General features: G+C 62.6%; 20 protein-coding genes. 12 read left to right on the top strand and 8 right to left on the bottom strand.

The features are described 5' to 3' along the window. The first annotated feature begins 97 nt into the window (after positions 1-97). The 4 genes from EJ071_RS12955 (at position 98) to EJ071_RS12940 (ending at position 2337) form a co-directional block, all read left to right on the top strand. Positions 98-301: a DUF2934 domain-containing protein gene (locus tag EJ071_RS12955; protein ID WP_126098219.1), complete on the top strand. Its 204-nt coding sequence runs from the start codon at positions 98-100 to the stop codon at positions 299-301. Positions 302-490: 189 nt separating this feature from the next. Then, positions 491-934, top strand: a complete 444-nt coding sequence (locus EJ071_RS12950) for a PPC domain-containing DNA-binding protein (RefSeq protein WP_126098218.1) — start codon at positions 491-493, stop codon at positions 932-934. Positions 935-947: 13 nt separating this feature from the next. Then, positions 948-1961, top strand: a complete 1014-nt coding sequence (locus tag EJ071_RS12945) for an ATP-dependent DNA ligase (RefSeq protein WP_126098217.1) — start codon at positions 948-950, stop codon at positions 1959-1961. 94 nt (positions 1962-2055) lie between these two features. After that, positions 2056-2337, top strand: coding sequence for a hypothetical protein (locus EJ071_RS12940; protein ID WP_126098216.1), 282 nt, complete (start codon positions 2056-2058; stop codon positions 2335-2337). Between the two features lie 135 nt (positions 2338-2472). On the opposite strand, the gene EJ071_RS12935 is transcribed toward EJ071_RS12940, so the two are convergent. The 3 genes from EJ071_RS12935 to EJ071_RS12925 all read right to left on the bottom strand — a co-directional run bounded on the left by EJ071_RS12935 (position 2473) and on the right by EJ071_RS12925 (position 4323). Further along, positions 2473-3225: a metallophosphoesterase gene (locus EJ071_RS12935; protein ID WP_126098215.1), complete on the bottom strand. Its 753-nt coding sequence runs from the start codon at positions 3223-3225 to the stop codon at positions 2473-2475. Continuing rightward, the gene (locus tag EJ071_RS12930) at positions 3218-4024 is read right to left on the bottom strand and encodes a nucleotidyltransferase (protein WP_126098214.1); all 807 of its coding nucleotides are present in this window, start codon (positions 4022-4024) and stop codon (positions 3218-3220) included. Before EJ071_RS12930 ends, EJ071_RS12935 begins: the two co-directional genes overlap by 8 nt. 107 nt (positions 4025-4131) lie before the next feature. Continuing rightward, positions 4132-4323 (bottom strand): KTSC domain-containing protein, encoded by a 192-nt coding sequence (locus EJ071_RS12925; RefSeq protein ID WP_348628139.1) that lies wholly within the window; start codon positions 4321-4323, stop codon positions 4132-4134. A gap of 142 nt (positions 4324-4465) precedes the next feature. Here EJ071_RS12925 and EJ071_RS12920 point away from each other — a divergent pair, with 142 nt between their 5' ends. After that, entirely contained in the window at positions 4466-5068 is a 603-nt protein-coding gene (locus tag EJ071_RS12920; protein WP_126098212.1) for an alpha-ketoglutarate-dependent dioxygenase AlkB, read from the top strand. 71 nt (positions 5069-5139) lie between these two features. Here EJ071_RS12920 and EJ071_RS12915 read toward each other — a convergent pair whose 3' ends face one another. Together EJ071_RS12915 and EJ071_RS12910 are read right to left on the bottom strand one after the other, a co-directional pair. After that, positions 5140-6306, bottom strand: coding sequence for an acetate/propionate family kinase (locus tag EJ071_RS12915; RefSeq protein ID WP_126098211.1), 1167 nt, complete (start codon positions 6304-6306; stop codon positions 5140-5142). After that, a complete protein-coding gene (locus EJ071_RS12910) occupies positions 6303-8750 on the bottom strand; it encodes a phosphoketolase family protein (RefSeq protein WP_126098210.1) in 2448 nt (815 codons plus the stop codon). Before EJ071_RS12910 ends, EJ071_RS12915 begins: the two co-directional genes overlap by 4 nt. Positions 8751-9150: 400 nt before the next feature. Here EJ071_RS12910 and EJ071_RS12905 point away from each other — a divergent pair, with 400 nt between their 5' ends. After that, entirely contained in the window at positions 9151-9591 is a 441-nt protein-coding gene (locus EJ071_RS12905; protein ID WP_126098209.1) for a CBS domain-containing protein, read from the top strand. Positions 9592-9668: 77 nt separating this feature from the next. On the opposite strand, the gene EJ071_RS12900 is transcribed toward EJ071_RS12905, so the two are convergent. Next, positions 9669-10106 (bottom strand): DUF2267 domain-containing protein, encoded by a 438-nt coding sequence (locus EJ071_RS12900; RefSeq protein WP_126098208.1) that lies wholly within the window; start codon positions 10104-10106, stop codon positions 9669-9671. Positions 10107-10390: 284 nt separating this feature from the next. On the opposite strand from EJ071_RS12900, the gene EJ071_RS12895 reads away from it, so the two are divergent. The 5 genes from EJ071_RS12895 (at position 10391) to cyoD (ending at position 15272) form a co-directional block, all read left to right on the top strand. Next, positions 10391-10939, top strand: coding sequence for a DUF6496 domain-containing protein (locus EJ071_RS12895; RefSeq protein WP_126098207.1), 549 nt, complete (start codon positions 10391-10393; stop codon positions 10937-10939). Between the two features lie 379 nt (positions 10940-11318). Continuing rightward, on the top strand, positions 11319-12188 hold the full coding sequence (gene cyoA, locus EJ071_RS12890; protein ID WP_245460215.1) for a ubiquinol oxidase subunit II: 870 nt from the start codon (positions 11319-11321) through the stop codon (positions 12186-12188). A 2-nt stretch (positions 12189-12190) separates the two neighbouring features. After that, positions 12191-14194: a cytochrome o ubiquinol oxidase subunit I gene (cyoB, locus tag EJ071_RS12885; RefSeq protein WP_189521454.1), complete on the top strand. Its 2004-nt coding sequence runs from the start codon at positions 12191-12193 to the stop codon at positions 14192-14194. Continuing rightward, positions 14191-14865 carry a cytochrome (ubi)quinol oxidase subunit III gene (locus EJ071_RS12880; protein WP_126098204.1) on the top strand — a complete coding sequence of 225 codons (675 nt, stop codon included), beginning with the start codon at positions 14191-14193 and terminating at the stop codon, positions 14863-14865. The genes cyoB and EJ071_RS12880 overlap by 4 nt, the downstream gene beginning before the upstream one ends. Further along, positions 14862-15272 carry a cytochrome o ubiquinol oxidase subunit IV gene (gene cyoD, locus EJ071_RS12875; protein ID WP_126098203.1) on the top strand — a complete coding sequence of 137 codons (411 nt, stop codon included), beginning with the start codon at positions 14862-14864 and terminating at the stop codon, positions 15270-15272. The genes EJ071_RS12880 and cyoD overlap by 4 nt, the downstream gene beginning before the upstream one ends. Positions 15273-15439: 167 nt before the next feature. Here the strand turns inward: cyoD and EJ071_RS12870 are convergent, their stop codons facing one another. Further along, positions 15440-15853, bottom strand: a complete 414-nt coding sequence (locus EJ071_RS12870; RefSeq protein WP_126098202.1) for an HD domain-containing protein — start codon at positions 15851-15853, stop codon at positions 15440-15442. Between EJ071_RS12870 and EJ071_RS12865 the strand changes: the two genes are divergently transcribed. Continuing rightward, the gene (locus EJ071_RS12865; RefSeq protein ID WP_245460214.1) at positions 15852-17072 is read left to right on the top strand and encodes a complex I NDUFA9 subunit family protein; all 1221 of its coding nucleotides are present in this window, start codon (positions 15852-15854) and stop codon (positions 17070-17072) included. The two genes, EJ071_RS12870 and EJ071_RS12865, sit on opposite strands and share 2 nt — an antisense overlap. Here the strand turns inward: EJ071_RS12865 and EJ071_RS38430 are convergent. Beyond that, positions 17051-17437, bottom strand: coding sequence for a hypothetical protein (locus EJ071_RS38430; protein ID WP_189521453.1), 387 nt, complete (start codon positions 17435-17437; stop codon positions 17051-17053). The two genes, EJ071_RS12865 and EJ071_RS38430, sit on opposite strands and share 22 nt — an antisense overlap. Between the last annotated feature and the right edge of the window lie 38 nt (positions 17438-17475).

Below are 17475 nucleotides of genomic sequence, written 5' to 3'. Positions count from 1 at the left end.
ACCGATCTCGCGGCAGGCCGCCTGTCTTGATGGAACAAACATCAAGCCGTCCGATTGGATGTAAACAAGCGCCGTATCAGGCGCCCAGGAGGCAGCCATGGACAGGGAAGAGCGCATAAAACGCCGCGCCTACGAGATCTGGGAGCGGGAAGGTCGGCCGAAAGGACGGGAGCAAGAGCACTGGGATCAGGCAGTCCAGGAGATCGAGGCTGAAGGTTCGGAGAGCGAACGCGGTCCGGTTGCGCCTGATCCGACGGTCGGCACAGCCCCGGAGCCAGATACCAACAAGCCGGGCGGCTAGAGCATGATCCCGAAAAGTGGAACCGGTTTTCGGAGAAAGATCATGCTCCAACAAAGAGTTAGATCGTGATGGCGATTCAACGAAACGCCATCACGGTCTAAGCGCAAGAGAAGTCACTGCATCGGGCTGGAACATGTGCTCCGGCTCGGAGTTTTGCGTTCGAGACCATCGTTATCATTGCTGGGTGAGATGAAATCGAAGCTGGTTGCCGAGACCTCCGGGCAAAGGACATTCGTGGTAGTGCTGGATCCCGGCGAGGATGCAATCGCTGCGCTGACTGCGTTTGCCGGCCAGAAGGACATCACCGGCGCCTCGCTAGCAGCGATCGGCGCGTTCGAGAAGGCGACGGTCGGCTGGTTCGACGTCCAGTCGAAGTCCTACCGGAAGATCCCCGTCGACGAGCAATGCGAGGTGCTGAGCGCCATCGGCGACATCGCCGTCGACGACAGCGGCAAGCCAAGCCTGCATCTCCATGCGGTGCTCGGCCTGAGCGATGGATCGGCCCGCGGCGGACATCTGCTCGAAGGCATCGTGCGGCCGACGCTCGAAATCACGGTGCTGGAGTCGCCCGGCTATCTGCGCCGGAGGAAGCGTCCTGAACTCGGCATCGCCCTGATCGACCTGGAGGCCTGATATCCGGCGCAAGATGGTTGAGTCATCAAGCGACAGGTTTTCGCTGCCTCCGGACACGCCTCCTATGGAGGCACGCACGGCCGACGCGCTGCCCGAGGACCGCGGTGCCTGGCAATACGAGCCGAAATGGGATGGGTTCCGCTGTCTCGCCTTCAAGGGCGTTGAAGCCGTCGATCTCAGGGCAAAGTCCGGCAAGCCGCTCGGCCGTTACTTTCCCGAGTTGACGGCGATGTTGCATGGCCTCGACGCCAAGGATTTCGTCGTCGACGGCGAGATCGTGATCGAGATCGAAGGCCGCGCCTCCTTCGACGCGCTACAGATGCGGCTTCACCCCGCGGAGAGCCGGATCCGCAAGCTGAGCGTGGAGACGCCGGCCCAGTTGGTCCTGTTCGACATGCTCGTCGCGGCGGGCGGCAAGAGCCTCCTCGAGAAAACACTGGTCGATCGGCGTGCGGCACTCGAGGACTTCGTGGCGAAGGCAAATACGGCCTCCTTGCGGCTCTCGCCATCCACGACGAACCTTGCGACCGCGAAACGCTGGCTGCAAGGCGCCGGGCACGGTTCGACCGACGGCATCGTCGCCAAGGCGCTGGCCGAGCCTTACCGGCCAGGCGAGCGGGCGATGATCAAGGTCAAACGGCTGCGCACCGCCGACTGCGTGGTGGGTGGGTTTCGCTACCTGAACGGCAAGCCCCAGGTCGGATCGCTGCTCCTTGGCCTCTACAACGAACGCGGCCTGCTCGACCATGTCGGCTTCACCTCGACCATCGGCAATGACGAGCGCGCGGCGATCACCGACAAGCTGGAGAAATTGCGCGGCGGTTCCGGCTTCTCCGGCAAGGCGCCGGGCGGACCGAGCCGCTGGAGCACCGAACGCAGCGGGAAATGGGAAGCGGTGCAGCCGGAATTGGTGGTGGAGGTCCGGTTCGACCATGTCACCGGCGGCCGCTTCCGGCATGGAACCAAGCTGCTGCGCTGGCGGCCCGACAAAGCCCCGCACCAATGCACGTTCGAGCAGATCGAGTAGCACGCCACCGTATGATGGCACCCCGCTTTCTGCTCAGCGGAACTACGGGCCGCTTGAGCGGTTCCTCAAGGGAACACTAGCGTTGGAGAACGAGATGGACCCGCGCAACAAGCAACGATCGGCAAAACAGGGCGAAACCGAGGCTCCGGCCATTGAGCAGCAGGACTGGGAGGCCCTTGAGGGCAACAAGGTGCTCCCGGACAGCGTGGTCGTGGAAAACGGCGTTCCGGATACCCAGGAGACGGAGGGAACTCTTCCCGAAGAAGACGACGACAACCCCTACGAGGAGAGCGACGAAGCTTTGCCCGATGATGAGGAAGAGGACGTCCTGAAACGCGATCCCTCCAAGGAAGGAAGCCGGTTCGACGAAGTTTAATGCATGTCGCCCAAAAGTGTGCAGCGGTTTTGGGACAACGACATGCATGGGAACAAAGACCTACAGCGCGGCGCCTGAATTCGTTTCAGCGCGACGCGCTTTACGGAACCGTGCGTAGCGTCGACCAGGCGCGCCTCAGACTTCGAGCAGCGCGTAGGGTCGGCCGGTCGGCTTCGCGACATGCATGGCAACGTTGTAGACCTTGGCGCCGCCCGGCGTGCAGCCTTCGTAGGTGCCGCGATGGGCGTGCCCGTGCACCACCGCGCTCACCTTGAAGCGGTCGATCGTTTCGCCCAGCCGGGAGGATCCCAGAAACGGGAAGATTTCCGGCGGCTCACCAAGGACCGTCTCCAGGATCGGTGCATAGTGGAGAACCACCAAGGTGCGTTTGGCGCGGACTTGCCGCATTGCGTTCTCGAGCCGCATCGCCTCGCTGACGCTTTCAGCCACCATCGCCTTGATCGCGGGTTCCCCGAAGGAGCTGAGCATTCTTGCGCCAAAACCGCCGACGAAGCCCTTCACGCCGACAAAGCCGACATCCATCAACTCCGTGGCTTGTCCATCGAGGAGATGGACGCCCGCCTGACGAAGCGTTGCCGTCACCTCCTCGACAAAACCCGACTCGTAGTCATGATTGCCAAGCACGCCGACCACGGGGATCGAGCAGGCGCGCAGATCTTCGGCAAGACGCTCGGCCTCTTTGGGTTTGCCGAGATTGGTGAGATCGCCAGCAAGAACCAGGACATCAGCCTCGCGCGAAACTTCGCCGAAGAGATCGCGATAGGAAGTCTGGGCATCCTCCTGGGCATGCAGGTCGCCTATGGCAGCGATCTTGATGGCGCCGTCGCCGTCTACATTGCTGCCTTTGGCGTTGACGCTGTCAGCCATCGCGGAATTCTCCCATGCCTCCGACACCGGCAAATCCCCATTCCTTGACGTCGATCTCATAGTCGACCTGCGACAGCAGACGGCCACGACAGATCTTCGTCCGGGACGGCGGCAGTTGCCGTTGCCTGGCAAGCCGCGCGAGCAGATCGTCGAGCAGCCAATCCGGAATGTGGCCGCGCTCGCTGGGATAGATCCAGCGGAAGTTCAGGATGTGCATCAGCAGCACTTCCCAATGGACGTCGAGATGGGCGAGAAGCCTGTGCCAGTCGATCTGATCGTGCGCCTTGAGGATGGTGTGGGCGATGTCGGCGCCGTCATGGCGGCCCCGGTCCTGGATGAAGCATTTCGACCAGACGAGCTCGGTCGGGCCGACGATCCTGACCCGACTGCCCAGAAGCTCGACCTGACGGGCATGTTCCAGCCACTGGTCCTCGACCTGCATGGTGCCGTTGGCGGAGGCGAATATGACGTCGAAGAAATGCTCGCCTTCGAACACCTTCCCAAGCCACCGGTCGTCCTCGATCTCGACCCCGTAGCCGATGTCCTTGAAATGCTCGAGGATGCGCTGGCAGTCGCCGGCCTTGCAGAAAATGTCGAGGTCCTTGGTGTGGCGGACAACGCCCGTATAGGCGCTCACCGCATATGCCCCGGCGACGAGAAAGGGAATGTCGGTGGCTGCGAGCTCGCGGATCGCATTCGTATAGAAGGCCTCTGCTTCAGCGCTTTTCAGCGTCGGCTCGGCCTTGGCATCAATTACGGGAAGTGATGCCAGCACACCCGGCAACTCATCGTTCGCCATCAGCAACGCTCCGGCCTCGGACCTTTCGTCCGCCTGGTCCGATAACAGCCAGCGACCCTGCCTTGTTCCGCCATCTGGTGCGGGGACCCGTCCCGCAGTCCGGTCACTCAATGGCGGCACCCGTGCTCGACGAGATGGAACCTGTATCGATCGCGCACGAATTCGTTGAAGAACCGCCCTTTCGACGAAGCGGCCTTGAACGCCGCATAGGTCTCGGGCTCAACCTCGTCATAGTCATAGCGGTCGCCGCTCGGGACGAACCAAACCGAAAGGATCCTCGTCGACCGATCGTAATGCATGTTCCGTATCGCGGTGGAAGGCATGTCGGACGTCCCGCTTGCCAATGCGTAATTTCCAGGCGGCCGCGAGGTTCCGCGTTATCGGATGGTCCGGCACAGGATGAAGCCTTGCGGGCGCGGCCGCACTCCCTATCTGGCAGTTATGCCATCGACAAAAATCAGAACTGCAACGGCCCGCCAGGGCGAGCTGTTTGGCGCCGCCGAAAGTTTGCCGGAAGGTTTCCAGTACCAACCGGAGCTGATCACGCGCGACGAAGAACGCGAATTGGCCATTCGCATTGCGGGCCTGCCGTTCAAGCCCTTCGACTTCCATGGCCATCTTGCCAACAGGCAGGTCGTCGGCTTCGGCCTCCGTTACGACTACGATCGCAGCCAGGTCGTGGAGGCGGCGGCCATACCCGATTTCCTGCTCCCGCTCCGCCACAAGGTTGCGGGTCTGGCCCACCGGCCCGCGGCCGAGTTCGCGCAGCTGCTGATCAATGAGTATCGGCCGGGCGCCGGCATAGGCTGGCATCGCGACAAGCCGCAATTCGGGCTCGTCGCCGGCGTTTCCCTGCTGGCGTCCTGCAGCTTCCGGCTACGCCGCAAGAATGGCGCGGGATGGGACCGGGAGACGATCGAGGTCGAACCGAGATCCGCTTATGTCCTGGACGGTCCGGCGCGGAACGAATGGGAACACAGCATTCCTCCGGTCGCGCAACATCGTTACTCGGTCACCTTCCGGACGTTGCGGCCTGGCCTATGATTGCCCGCCCCGATTACGCGCCCGGCGCCGCTGCCGTCACCCGCCACACGAGTGGGCCGCAGGCAAGCTGTTCAAAGCTTGATGAGTTCTCTGGCCACGGCGATTTCCTCGTCGGCGGGAACGACAAGTACTTCTACCTTCGAATCCGGGGTGTTGATCAGCTCTTGGCCCTTCGCGTTCAACCCATCGTCGAGCGCGACACCCAGCCACGCGGCGGCCTCGCAGATCCTTTGCCGGATTTGAGGCGCATGCTCGCCGATGCCCGCGGTGAACACGAGTGTGTCGAGCCCTCCAAGCGCGGCTGCGAGCGATCCGATCTCACGCCCGATACGGTAGACGAAGAAATCGATGGCACGACGTGCCGCGGCATCTTTCGACGCAAGCAGCGTCTGCATATCGCCGGAAATGCCGGATATCCCCAGCAAGCCGGAACGCTCGTAAAGCAATTCGGTCAATTGATCGGACGACAGCTTCCGGTCCTGCAGGAGATGCAGGATCACGCCGGGATCGATGGCGCCGCAACGCGTGCTCATGAGAAGACCGTCGAGCGTCGAAAACCCCATGGTGGTGGCGGTGCTTGCCCCTGCCATCATGGCGCACAAGCTCGCTCCACTGCCGAGATGGGCGACGATGGCCCGGCCGCCGGCCCCTGGGCCGTAGCGGTCACGGAGCTTCGCGGCGATGTGGCTATACGAGAGCCCGTGGAAGCCATAGGAGACGATGCCCTGGTCGGACATCTCATGCGGCAAGCCATAGATTTTGGCGAGTTCCGGCCGCGCCGCGTGAAAGGCCGTATCGAAACAGCCGACCTGCTTGGCTTCCGGCAGGAGCCGGCTGGCCAGATCGACGATCTCGAGATTGATCGCCTGGTGGATCGGGGCGAGCGGCTCAAGCCCATGCAGGGCGTCGAGCGTATGCTCGTCGAGCCGAGTCGCGCGAACAAAACTCCTGCCGCCATGCACGATCCGATGTCCGACTTTCCCGACCTGGCGCAAAAGGCCGCGATCGGTGAGAAAGGACGCCACGGCTTCGAATGCCTTGGCAATATCGATCGGCCCGTTTCCCAAGCTCATGTCGATCTCGGGCGAGACAGCCGTCGGCGCGACGTGCAGTCGTGGCCGGCGCCCGATCGATGAAACGCTGCCGCGCACCAGAAGGTGAAGGTCGTCGCGCTGCTGAAACACCGCGAACTTCAGGCTTGAGGAGCCGCCGTTGAGGACGAGGATTGCACCGGTCATGGCCGGCCGGCTCCTGCCGCTTTTGCGGCGCTCGTCCTGGCGGCCTGGCGCTTCGGCATCGACGACTGCTCCCATTTCCAGCCGAGAATCTCCGGCATGTCCTGCCCATGCTCGCGGATATAGGCGTGGTGTTCGATCAGCTTGCCTTCCATGGCCTGTTTGAGGTCGACATGGGCGCCGGTTGGCCCGGGAAGACGTTCGATAACACCCAGTACGAGATGGTAGCGGTCGAGGCCGTTGAGCACGGTCATGTCGAAGGGCGTGGTTGTCGTCCCTTCCTCATTGTAGCCGCGCACGTGGATGTTGTCGTGGTTGGTTCGCCGGTAGGTCAGGCGGTGGACGGTCCATGGATAGCCATGGTAGGCGAAGATGACGGGCTTGTCGCTGGTGAACAGCGCGTCGAACTCGCGATCCGACAGCCCGTGCGGATGATGTTCCTTTGCCTGCAAGGTCATCAGGTCGACGATGTTGACCACCCGGATCCGCAGTTCCGGAATAGCGCGTTTCAGAATTTGGACGGCGGCCAGGGTCTCGAGCGTCGGCACGTCGCCGGCGCAGGCCATGACCACGTCCGGCTCGGTCCCGTGGTCGGTCGATGCCCACTCCCATATGCCGATGCCGGCGCTGCAGTGAACTTTCGCCTCGTCGATGGAGAGCCACTGCCAGGAATTGACCTTGCCGGCGACGATGACGTTGATGCGGTTCCATGTCTTGAGCACGTGGTCGGTCACGCAGAGCAGGCTGTTGGCATCCGCAGGCAGATAGACGCGCACGACGTCCGCCTTCTTGTTCAAGGCCACGTCGATAAAGCCTGGATCCTGATGGCTGAACCCATTGTGCTCCTGCTGCCAGACGTGGCTCGACAACAGGTAGTTCAGCGAAGCGATCGGTCGTCGCCAGGGAAGCTTGCCGCAAGCGTCCAACCATTTCGCATGCTGGTTGAACATGGAGTCCACGATATGCGTGAAGGCCTCGTAGCAGGAGAAGAAGCCGTGCCGGCCGGTCAGCAGATAGCCTTCCAGCCAGCCCTGACAGGTGTGCTCGGACAGTATCTCCAGAACCCTGCCCTGCCTGCCGAGGTGGACATCCTCGGGCAGGATGTCTTCCATCCAGGCGCGTTCGGTCACCTCGAAGACATCCTGAAGCCGGTTCGAGGCCGTCTCATCGGGACCAGCGATGCGGAAATTCCTCGCGCTTTGGTTCAATGCCATGACGTCGCGCAGGAAGTTGCCCATCACACGGGTCGATTCCGCCTTGACGCCTCCGGGGTGCTTGACCGGGACGGCGTGCTCGAGCAAATCCGGCAGATCGAGAGACCGGCGCAGCAGACCGCCATTGGCATGCGGATTGGCGCCCATGCGTTTGGCGCCGCTCGGCGCGGTGGCGCGGATCAAGGACACCGGAGCGCCCGCGGCATCGAAGAGTTCTTCGGGCCGGTAGCTCCTCAGCCATTCCTCGAGCATCTTCAGATGCGCCGGATTTTCCGCGAGACCGGAGAGCGGGACCTGGTGGGCGCGCCAGAAACCCTCGGTCTTCAGGCCGTCGACCTCCTTGGGGCCGGTCCAGCCCTTCGGGCTTCGCAGCACGATCATCGGCCATTTCGGCCGGAACGGTGCAGCCTCCGCGCCGTTTCGAGCTGCGTCCTGAATCGCCTTGATGCGATCCAGCGCATCGTCGAGCACGGCGGCCATCCGCTCGTGCATCCAGGCCGGATCATCGCCCTCGACGAACAGCGGCTCATAACCATAGCCGACGAATAGCGCTCGCAGCTCTTCTTCGGGGATGCGGGCCAGAATGGTGGGATTGGCGATCTTGTAGCCATTGAGATGCAGGATCGGCAGCACCGCCCCGTCAAGCGCCGGGTTGAGAAACTTGTTGGAGTGCCAGGACGTGGCGAGCGGCCCGGTTTCCGCCTCGCCGTCGCCGACGACGCAGGCGACGATAAGATCGGGATTGTCGAAGGCGGCGCCAAAAGCATGCGAGAGCGCATAGCCGAGCTCGCCGCCTTCATGGATCGAGCCGGGCACATCGGGCGCCGCATGGCTTGGGATGCCGCCGGGAAAGGAGAACTGCCGGAAGAGCTTCCTCATTCCGGCCTCGTCCAATTGGATATCCGGATTGATCTCGCTGTAGGTGCCCTCGAGGTAGGTGTTTGCAACCATCGCAGGTCCGCCATGACCGGGACCGCAGAGGTAGATGACATTTGCGTCGCGCTGTCTGATTGCGCGGTTGAGATGCGTATAGATGAAGCTGAGCCCCGGCGAGGTTCCCCAATGGCCGAGCAGCCTCGGCTTGACATGCTCCAGCCGAAGCGGCTCGCGAAGCAGCGGATTGTCGAGCAAGTAGATCTGCCCGATGGTCAGGTAGTTAGCGGCACGCCAGTAGGCATGGATGTCTTGCATCTCCTGCTCGGACAGGCGTTTGGCGCTGGGTTGCTCGGCCATCTCTCAATCCTTCGCTGGTTCCAAGCCGACCTTCGGTTGAAGCACAACGCGTCGGTGCCCGCACCGGTTCATGCCGGTCGCTACAAAGGTCGGCCACCGCCGATCTATCCGGCAAGCGAGGAACAGGCTTTGATCTATCGCAAATACCCGGCGTCATCGGCCGTAAGTGCAGAAGCGTGCCAGGCAAACTGTCTCTGGTTTTGGCAGGTCAGTCTGGACACGCGCGATCGAGTGGCGGCTCGATAAACTCGACGCGTAGGCTGCCTTCTTTCGGATGCGGAAAGCTGCGAACGCGGATCAGCGGTCAAGGCCGAATTTGGTGGAACGTTATCGGCGAGGAGTTCGTTCCCTCATCGACACGGATCGAGCGGCGGGCTTTGCAAAGCGATAGGAGATTGCCATGAAAGTCGGCAACTGCATGACGAGGGACGTCAAAATCGCAAATCCCGACCAGCCAATTCGAGACGTAGCGCAGATGATGGCCAGCCTCGATGCCGGCGTGATGCCTGTTGGTGACAACGACCGGCTGGTCGGCATGATCACCGACCGCGATATTGTGGTCCGCGGCGTAGCGCTGGGCAACGGGCCTGACACCAAGGTGCGTGACGTCATGAGCGTTGGAGAGGTCAGATATTGCTTCGATGACGAAGACATCGAGCATGTACTTGCGAATATGGGCAACTTGCAGGTGCGCCGACTTCCCGTTCTCAATCGAGACAAACGGCTTGTCGGGATCATCTCCCTCGGCGACCTCGCGAAGAACGGAGAAGCGGCAGAGGCTGGAGAGGCTTTGGGCAGCATATCGGTACCTGGCGGGGAACATTCGCAAACTGCCCATTGATCCAGGATGCCGGATCGCCGGAACGTCAGGCCTTCGCGGGGCGTTGGCCGACGCTGGGTGCCATCCAGTCGTGTCGCCTACGCCCCGACGCTCTCGGGCCACAACGCCTTGAAGTCCTTGGGCAGGCTATCGCGCACCTTCGCCGACTGCCCCAAATCGATGTGATGGGCGACTGCCTTGAATACCGTCCTGGCCGCGTCGTTGGCGTTTACCGGTCGTCCGGATTCCAAGCCTTCAGCGATGGTGTTGAAGAACTCTTCGACCGAGCGATTCCGGCTCGGCAAATTGGACGGCTGGTATTGGTCGTAATATGCACCGCGGATCAGGAGCGGTAGCTCCGCGCCCAGATTGGCTCCCAGTTCCGCGGGCAGCCTGTCGCGTAAAGCACGCAGAACCACACCAAGCGCATGCCATGCAAGTTGCCGATCCGGACCGAGGTCATCCATGATCTCATTCAACCAGATATTGGTGATCTGGACTGTCTTGTCGAAAACCTCGAGGCCATTTGCGCTCATCGTAATCTCCCAGACAAAAGCGCCCCACGCAGCCCTGCTTTGGTTGGAACGTTCGGCTGAGGCTATTGTTTCGTCCATCCGGCCGATTGCCTGAACTCTGTGCAAATCGATTGTGGGAAGGCGCTCGCCGATGACGCAGTCAGACAGCCAGGCAGTAGCGAAGACCCAACCCTCGGCGTGAGATGCGGACGTACTTTCGGAGCTAAGGATCAATTGCGTCCCTGACGCGTTGCCACCTTTTAAGGACGCGGATCGGCCGTCCCCAGCCGAGAAAGGAGAAGGCGATGCTGGACAAGAAAACCATCGAGAAGGCGCGACAGGACAAGCGTGAAGGCAAGTCGCCGAGCACGCAAGCAAGCGAGTTCGTGCGCGAGGAGATTGACGAGATTCGCCGCGGCAAGCACGGCGCGCGCTCCACAAAGCAAGCGATCGCCATCGGCCTTTCGGAAGCGCGCCGCGCCGGGGTCGACCTGCCCCCGCCAAAGAAGGGCAAGGTCAAGGAGAGCACGCGCAAAAGCGCTGAATACGCATACGAAGTCGGCCAGGGCGAACGCAAACCCAAGCGCCGGCCGAAAGTTTCGAAGGCCGTGTCCGAGGTCCTTCAGGATGAACCGAAAAGCAGCGCATCTCATGAGGCGCTGTCACGGCAAACCAAGAGAGCGGCTTCGCGCCGGACCGCCGGTGAACGGTCGGCCGCTGCTAAAAAAGCGGCCGAGACGAAAGGCGCAGCCGGGCGCTCGGCGGCCGCACGGAAAGCCGTAGAGACCAAGGGCGCTCAAGGCAGGAAGCAAGCGGCGAAGAAGGCGGCCAGAACCCGCGCGAGCCGCAGCTAGCTCCCGGCCATCCAGATACGCCTTCACGGAAGATCCTGTCGGTGATGCGGTAGCACCATCGAACAAAAAAGGGACGCCTCCGCGGAACAAGTGGCGGGGACCTCAGTTAATGCATGTCGCCCAAAGGTGCGCAGCGGTTTTGGGCGACCGACATGAATCGAACGAAGAAAAGACTTGAAGTGCGTCCCCTGAATCCTTTTCTGCGCGGCACGCTTTAGGTATCCTGTCCATTGAATGATGCCCAGCACAAAGTGTCCACGGGCCTCACCAGATAAGCTCTTGCCGCACATGATGAGATCAAGTGTTCTCCCTCGGCAAATCTAGGCGAACGCTGTCGCTATTCTGGATATTCGCGGCTCTGTCCGGCTGCGCGGGAGGCGTGCTTGACCCGCAAGGCCCGATCGGCGCGGGCAACCGCACGATCCTCTTGAACTCGCTGGCGGTCATGCTGGTCATCGTCATCCCGACGCTGGTGGCGCTGCTTTTGTTTGCCTGGATGTTCCGCGCCTCCAACCGCAACGCCCGCTACGATCCGGAATTCACCTATTCGGGCCGCATCGAGCTGATCGTCTGGTCGATCCCGACGCTCACCATCCTCTTCCTTGGCGGGTTGATCTATTACGGGTCCTACCATCTCGATCCGCGCCGGCCGATCGCCTCCAGCCAGCCGCCGCTCGACATCCAGGTCGTGGCGCTCGACTGGAAGTGGCTGTTCCTCTACCCGGACCAGGGCGTCGGAACGGTCAACCAGCTGGTCATCCCGGCCGGCGTGCCGGTGCGTTTCAAGCTGACCTCGGCCAGCGTGATGAACACCTTCTTCGTACCGCAGCTCGGCAGCATGGTCTATGTCATGAACGGCATGCAGACCGAAGTTAATCTGCAGGCCGACCGCGAGGGCGACTATCTCGGCCTGTCGGCGCATTTCAGCGGCGACGGCTTTTCGGACATGAATTTCCGCGTGCGGGCGATCCCGGCCGACGCCTTCGCCAGCTGGGCCTCGTCCTTGCATGGCGGCGGCGGCGTGCTCAACGCCAGCGCCTATCGCGAGCTTGCCCGGCAGAGCATCAACGTGCCGCCGTCCTCCTTCGGCCATGTGCAGCCAGGCCTGTTCGACGCAATCGTGCGGCAGACGCTGCCGCCAGGCCCGGGACCGACTGAGGCCGCCGCCGGCGAGGCGCAGGTGAGCCCGAAGGCCGAGCCGAAGGCGGGAACGACGCCCGCGGCTCAACAGCCCAAAGTGGGAGGATGACGATGCTCGGCAAGCTCGACTGGTCGGCCATTCCCTTCGATCAGCCCATCCCGCTGGGTGCTGCCCTCATCGTCTTTCTGGCGGCCGCCGCGGTGCTGATCTGGGTAACGGTCAAAGGCTACTGGCCCTATCTCTGGCACGAGTGGATAACCTCGGTCGACCACAAGCGCATCGGCGTCATGTATATCGTGCTGGCTGCGCTGATGCTTTTTCGCGGCTTCGTCGACGCCGTCATGATGCGCACCCAACAGGTGATGGCGATACACGGGCCCGGCTACCTGCCGCCGGAGCACTACGACCAGGTGTTTTCGGCGCACGGCACAATCATGATCTTCTTCGCCGCGATGCCGTTTGTGATCGGGCTGATGAATTTCGCCGTGCCGCTGCAGCTCGGCATCCGCGACGTCGCCTTCCCGACGCTGAATTCGGTCAGCTTCTGGCTGACGGCGACCGGGGCGCTGCTCGTCAACATCTCGCTCGTCGTCGGCGAGTTCGCGCGCACCGGCTGGCTGCCCTATGCGCCGCTGTCGGAGACGGCCTACTCGCCCGGTGTCGGCGTCGACTATTATCTGTGGTCGATCCAGATTTCCGGCGTCGGCACGCTGCTCACCGGCGTCAACCTGGCGACGACCATCCTCAAGATGCGCGCGCCCGGCATGGGGTATCTGCACATGCCGATGTTCTGCTGGACCTCGCTCGCCTCCAACCTGCTGATCGTCGCGGCCTTCCCGATTCTGACCGCGACGCTCGCCATGCTGACGCTCGACCGTTACCTCGGCTTCCACTTCTTCACCAACGAAGGCGGCGGCAACCAGATGATGTTCATGAACCTCATCTGGGCGTGGGGGCATCCCGAGGTCTATATCCTGGTGCTGCCCGCCTTCGGGATCTATTCCGAGATCTTCTCGACCTTCTCGTCGAAGCCGCTGTTCGGCTACCGCTCCATGGTCGCGGCGACGCTGTTCATCTGCATCGTCTCCTTCATGGTCTGGCTGCACCACTTCTTCACCATGGGCGCCGGCGCCGACGTCAACGCCGCCTTCGGCATCGCCACCTCGGTCATCGCCGTCGGCACCGGGGTCAAGATCTACAACTGGCTTTTCACCATGTATGGCGGGCGCGTGCGCTTCGACACGCCGATGCTGTGGTCACTGGCCTTCGTCACCACCTTCATCATCGGCGGCATGACCGGCGTGCTGCTCGCCGTGCCGCCGGCCGACTTCATGCTGCACAATTCGCTCTTCCTCGTGGCGCACTTCCACAACGTCATCATCTCGGGCGTTCTGTTCGCCGCCTTCGCCGGCTTCACCTACTGGTTCCCGAAAGCCTTCGGCTTCCGGCTGCACGAAGGCTGGGGCAAGGCCGCGTTCTGGTTCACGCTTGCCGGCTACGTGCTGGTCTTCGTGCCGCTCTACATCGTCGGCCTGCTCGGCATGACGCGCCGCCTCCAGCACATCGACATGGACCTGTGGACGCCGTGGCTGGTGGTGGCGGCCTTCGGTATTGCGGTGATGATCGTCGGCGCCGCGTGCCAGGTCGCGCAACTCGTCGTCTCGATCAGGCATCGCGAAGCGCTGCGCGACGAGACGGGCGACCCCTGGGACGGCCGCACGCTGGAATGGTCGACGTCCTCGCCGCCGCCTTTCTTCAACTATGCGCGGCTGCCTTATGTCGAGAACGAGGAGCCCTACTGGACCGTCAAGCAGCGGGCGCTGGATGGGCAAGCCCCGGCCGAAAACGAAAGCTACGAGCCGGTCGAGATGCCGCGCAACAGTCCGACCGGCTTCGTCACCGCCTTCTTTGCCACGCTGATCGGCTTCGCGCTGATCTGGCATATCTGGTGGCTGGCGATCGTCGGCTTCCTCGGCGCCTATGCCACCTTCGTCGTCTTCGCCTGGCGCGAGCATGGCGACTACGAGGTCCCCGCGGACGAGGTCGAGCGCATCGACCGCGATGGCAGGGCCGCGCAGCTTGCCTGGATACATAAGCGGGAGCGCGTGGCATGAGCGACATCGCAGCCGGCAGCGCGGTGCGCGAACCGTATCGGCCCGGACAGCACGACGGGCACGGTCATGGCCTGTTCTCGGCGACCGGCCATGGCCAGGGCGGCCCGGCCTCGAAATTCGTCACGGTTGCCTACGGCTTCTGGATCTTCCTTTTGTCCGACATCATCATGTTCTCGGCCTTCTTCGCGTCCTTCGCCGTGCTGTCCCAGGCGACGGCCGGCGGGCCGGCCGGCAAGGAGCTGTTCGAGCTCAACCGCGTTGCGGCCCAGACGGGGCTTCTGCTCACCTCGAGTTTCACCGGCGGCCTTGCGACGCTCGCGACCCATCGCCGGTCGATGGCGGCCACCCAGTTCTGGCTGCTCGTCACCGGCCTGCTCGGCGCTGCCTTCCTGTTCCTGGAGGTACAGGAGTTCGTGGCGATGGCGCACGAGAATGCGGGGCCCTCGCGCAGTGCCTTCCTCTCCGCCTTCTTCGCCCTCGTCGGCTGCCATGGTACCCATGTCGGCCTCGGCCTGCTCTGGCTCGGCACCATGATGGCGCAGCTCTGGGTGAAGGGTTTTCGGCCGGACTTGTTGCGGCGGCTGCACTGCTTCGGCCTGTTCTGGCACGCGCTCGACATCATCTGGATCGCCATCTTCACCCTGGTTTATCTGCTGGGAGCATCGCCATGAGCGACATTGAAAGCCGGATCGAAGAAGAGCTCGACCGCCGCGATTCAGCGCCGGGCGAAGAGCGCATCACCGAACACGAGCTGGCGGGAGGGCTTTCGGGCTATCTGCTCGGCTTCGGCCTGGCAATCCTGTTGACCATCGCCTCTTTCCTGGCGGCGCAAACCGGCCTGATCTACCAGCCGGCGGTGATCTCGGCTCTGGTGGTGCTAGCCATCGCGCAGATGGGCGTGCATCTGGTCTTCTTCCTGCACCTGACCACGGGGCCCGACAACACCAACAACGTGCTGGCGCTCGCCTTCGGCGTGCTGATCGTGGCGCTCGTCGTGATCGGCTCGGTCTGGATCATGGCCCATCTCAACGTGAACATGGCTCCGATGAGCGCCCATCAGGCCGAGATGATGCCTTAAAGCGCGTCGCGTCGAAACGGATTCAGGCGACGCGCTTTAAATCTTTGTTTTGCTGCATGTCGTTTTCCCAAACCGCTGCACACTTTGGGCGACATGCATGAACCGGGATTGCGCCGGGGCGCTTTGCAGAGCGGCCAACTTCATCAGTTGGCCGTTCGCGGCCGCCATCAGTTTTCGACGGCCATGCCGCCGAGCAGGCGCAGCCCGGTTTCGTATCTTTGCGGCGAGGCGCCTGCATGATGCGCCTGCCGCAGATTGTCCGTCAGGTCCGCCTCCTTGACCCGCCTCGCCAGCGGATTCGAGGCGGCGCGGCAAATGAAACCCTGCTCACTATCGTCGAGTCGTCTCGTCAGGGCATCGACCGCCGCCACGACGGGAAGGCTGAAGCCTGCCGCCTCCAGCCGATCCAGTGTCCAGCCCTCGCCTTTCTCCACCACGTCGTGCAGATAGGCGACGGTCTTTTCGTCGAGCGTCTCGACCGCGTTGGCGACGCGCCTGACATGTTCGATATAGGGTTGGCCGGTCTTGTCTTTCTGGCCGCGATGAGCCTCTTCAGCGATCTTGGCCGCGCGATAAAGCATGATCGTTCCCAGTGCTGACTTCAGAGCCCGCCTCGAGAGGGCGGCCGAGGCCGGCTTGCTCGGGCTTGATGCCCGGCTTGCCGGCGCGCTTTTCGCGGGGGAGCGAGAACTGCGCGCCATGCATTACGAACATTGGCAGCGCATGAATGTTCCCGCCCACAAGCGATTTTCGGGTTGGGCCTGGCGACGAGGCAGCGAGCGGCGCGATAGGTCCTGCATACCCGTTAGGGGCAAAGCATGTCGTGAGATTGTTCGAGCGAACATTTCGCTCGCAAGACCGTTTAGGGGTATGGCCGGCGCACAAACCTCGTTATCAAACCCTCGACCGCAGTCAGGCTGCGTCACAGTGTTCGGCGGTTCTGGCTTTCTTGGGCGAAGAATCGTCAAGCACCTCTTGAACCACGGGCTTGTCGTGCGCTCGGCTTCCCGCCATCCCGCACGTGCGGGACGGAAGCAGGCTCATCACGAGCTCTTTAGCGCGGTCAAAGCCGACATCCTCGACCGAAGCCAAATTGCCGCGGCCGTTTCGGATGCAAGCACGGTCGTAAACGCAGTCAGCCTCTATTCCGAACATGGAGGCGTTACTTTCGAGCGCGTCCATGTCGAGGCTGCTTCCCAGTTGGCGGACGCGGCGCGGCGAGCCGGCGCCGAACGATACATCCAGATATCCGGCATCGGTTCCGACTCACGCTCGCGGTCCAGTTACATCAAGGCGCGGGGGCAAGGTGAAGAGGCCGTCGACGTCGGATTTCCGGGCGCGACCATCGTCCGCCCCGCGGTGATGACCGGACGGGACGACGCCTTTTTGACGACGATCACGAGATTGTTGCGCATCCTTCCTGCATATCCGCTGTTCGGCAACGGCGACACCCGTCTCCAGCCGGCATCCGTTGAAGACGTTGCGGAAGCCATTGCGCGCATCGCGTCCGCAGGTGCCGACGCCCGTCTGTTCGAGTTCGGTGGGCCGCGTGTCTACACCTATCGAGACCTGGTGCTGGAAGTTGCCCGGCTGCTTGGCATCAGGACACGATTGGTGCCCGTTCCGTTTGTCTTTTGGCACGCACTCGCCACTTTCGGCGAGTTCGTCCCCGGCATGCCGCTGACGCGCAACCAGGTCGAGCTCATGCAGATCGACAATGTTGCGGATACTCGACTGCCGGGACTCCGCGATCTCGGGATAGAGCCTCATGACATCGATCAGGTGTTGCGATCGGCCTGAGAGCAGCCGTGATGAGAACTGATTTCCAAAGGAGTATGACCATGGCCAGATGCGACCAGTGCGGCAACGACTACGACAAGTCCTTTCAGCTTCATCTGGGAGGAGAAACCTACACATTCGACAGCTTCGAATGCGCGATCCAGAAGCTCGCGCCTATCTGTCCCCATTGCCAGGTCCGCATCATTGGGCATGGCGTCGAGCAAGGTGACGTCATCTACTGTTGCGTCCACTGCGCGGAGCAGGAAGGCGCTGATGCGCTTACCGATCGCGCTCCTTGAATCGTCGGCGACACAGGCTGGCAGTTCCGCGACGTCGGTGCGCACACGACGGCTTTTTTTTGCGTCGCTCCCGGCTGCATGAGCCATGACTGAGCTGCGCGGCCGGTCCAGATTTGTCGGAACGT

Origin of the sequence: Mesorhizobium sp. M1B.F.Ca.ET.045.04.1.1 (genome assembly GCF_003952465.1) — a bacterium.
Classification (GTDB): domain Bacteria; phylum Pseudomonadota; class Alphaproteobacteria; order Rhizobiales; family Rhizobiaceae; genus Mesorhizobium; species Mesorhizobium shonense.
The sequence above is the reverse complement of the archived record's forward strand: the minus strand, read 5'-3'. Positions and strand labels throughout refer to the sequence as shown.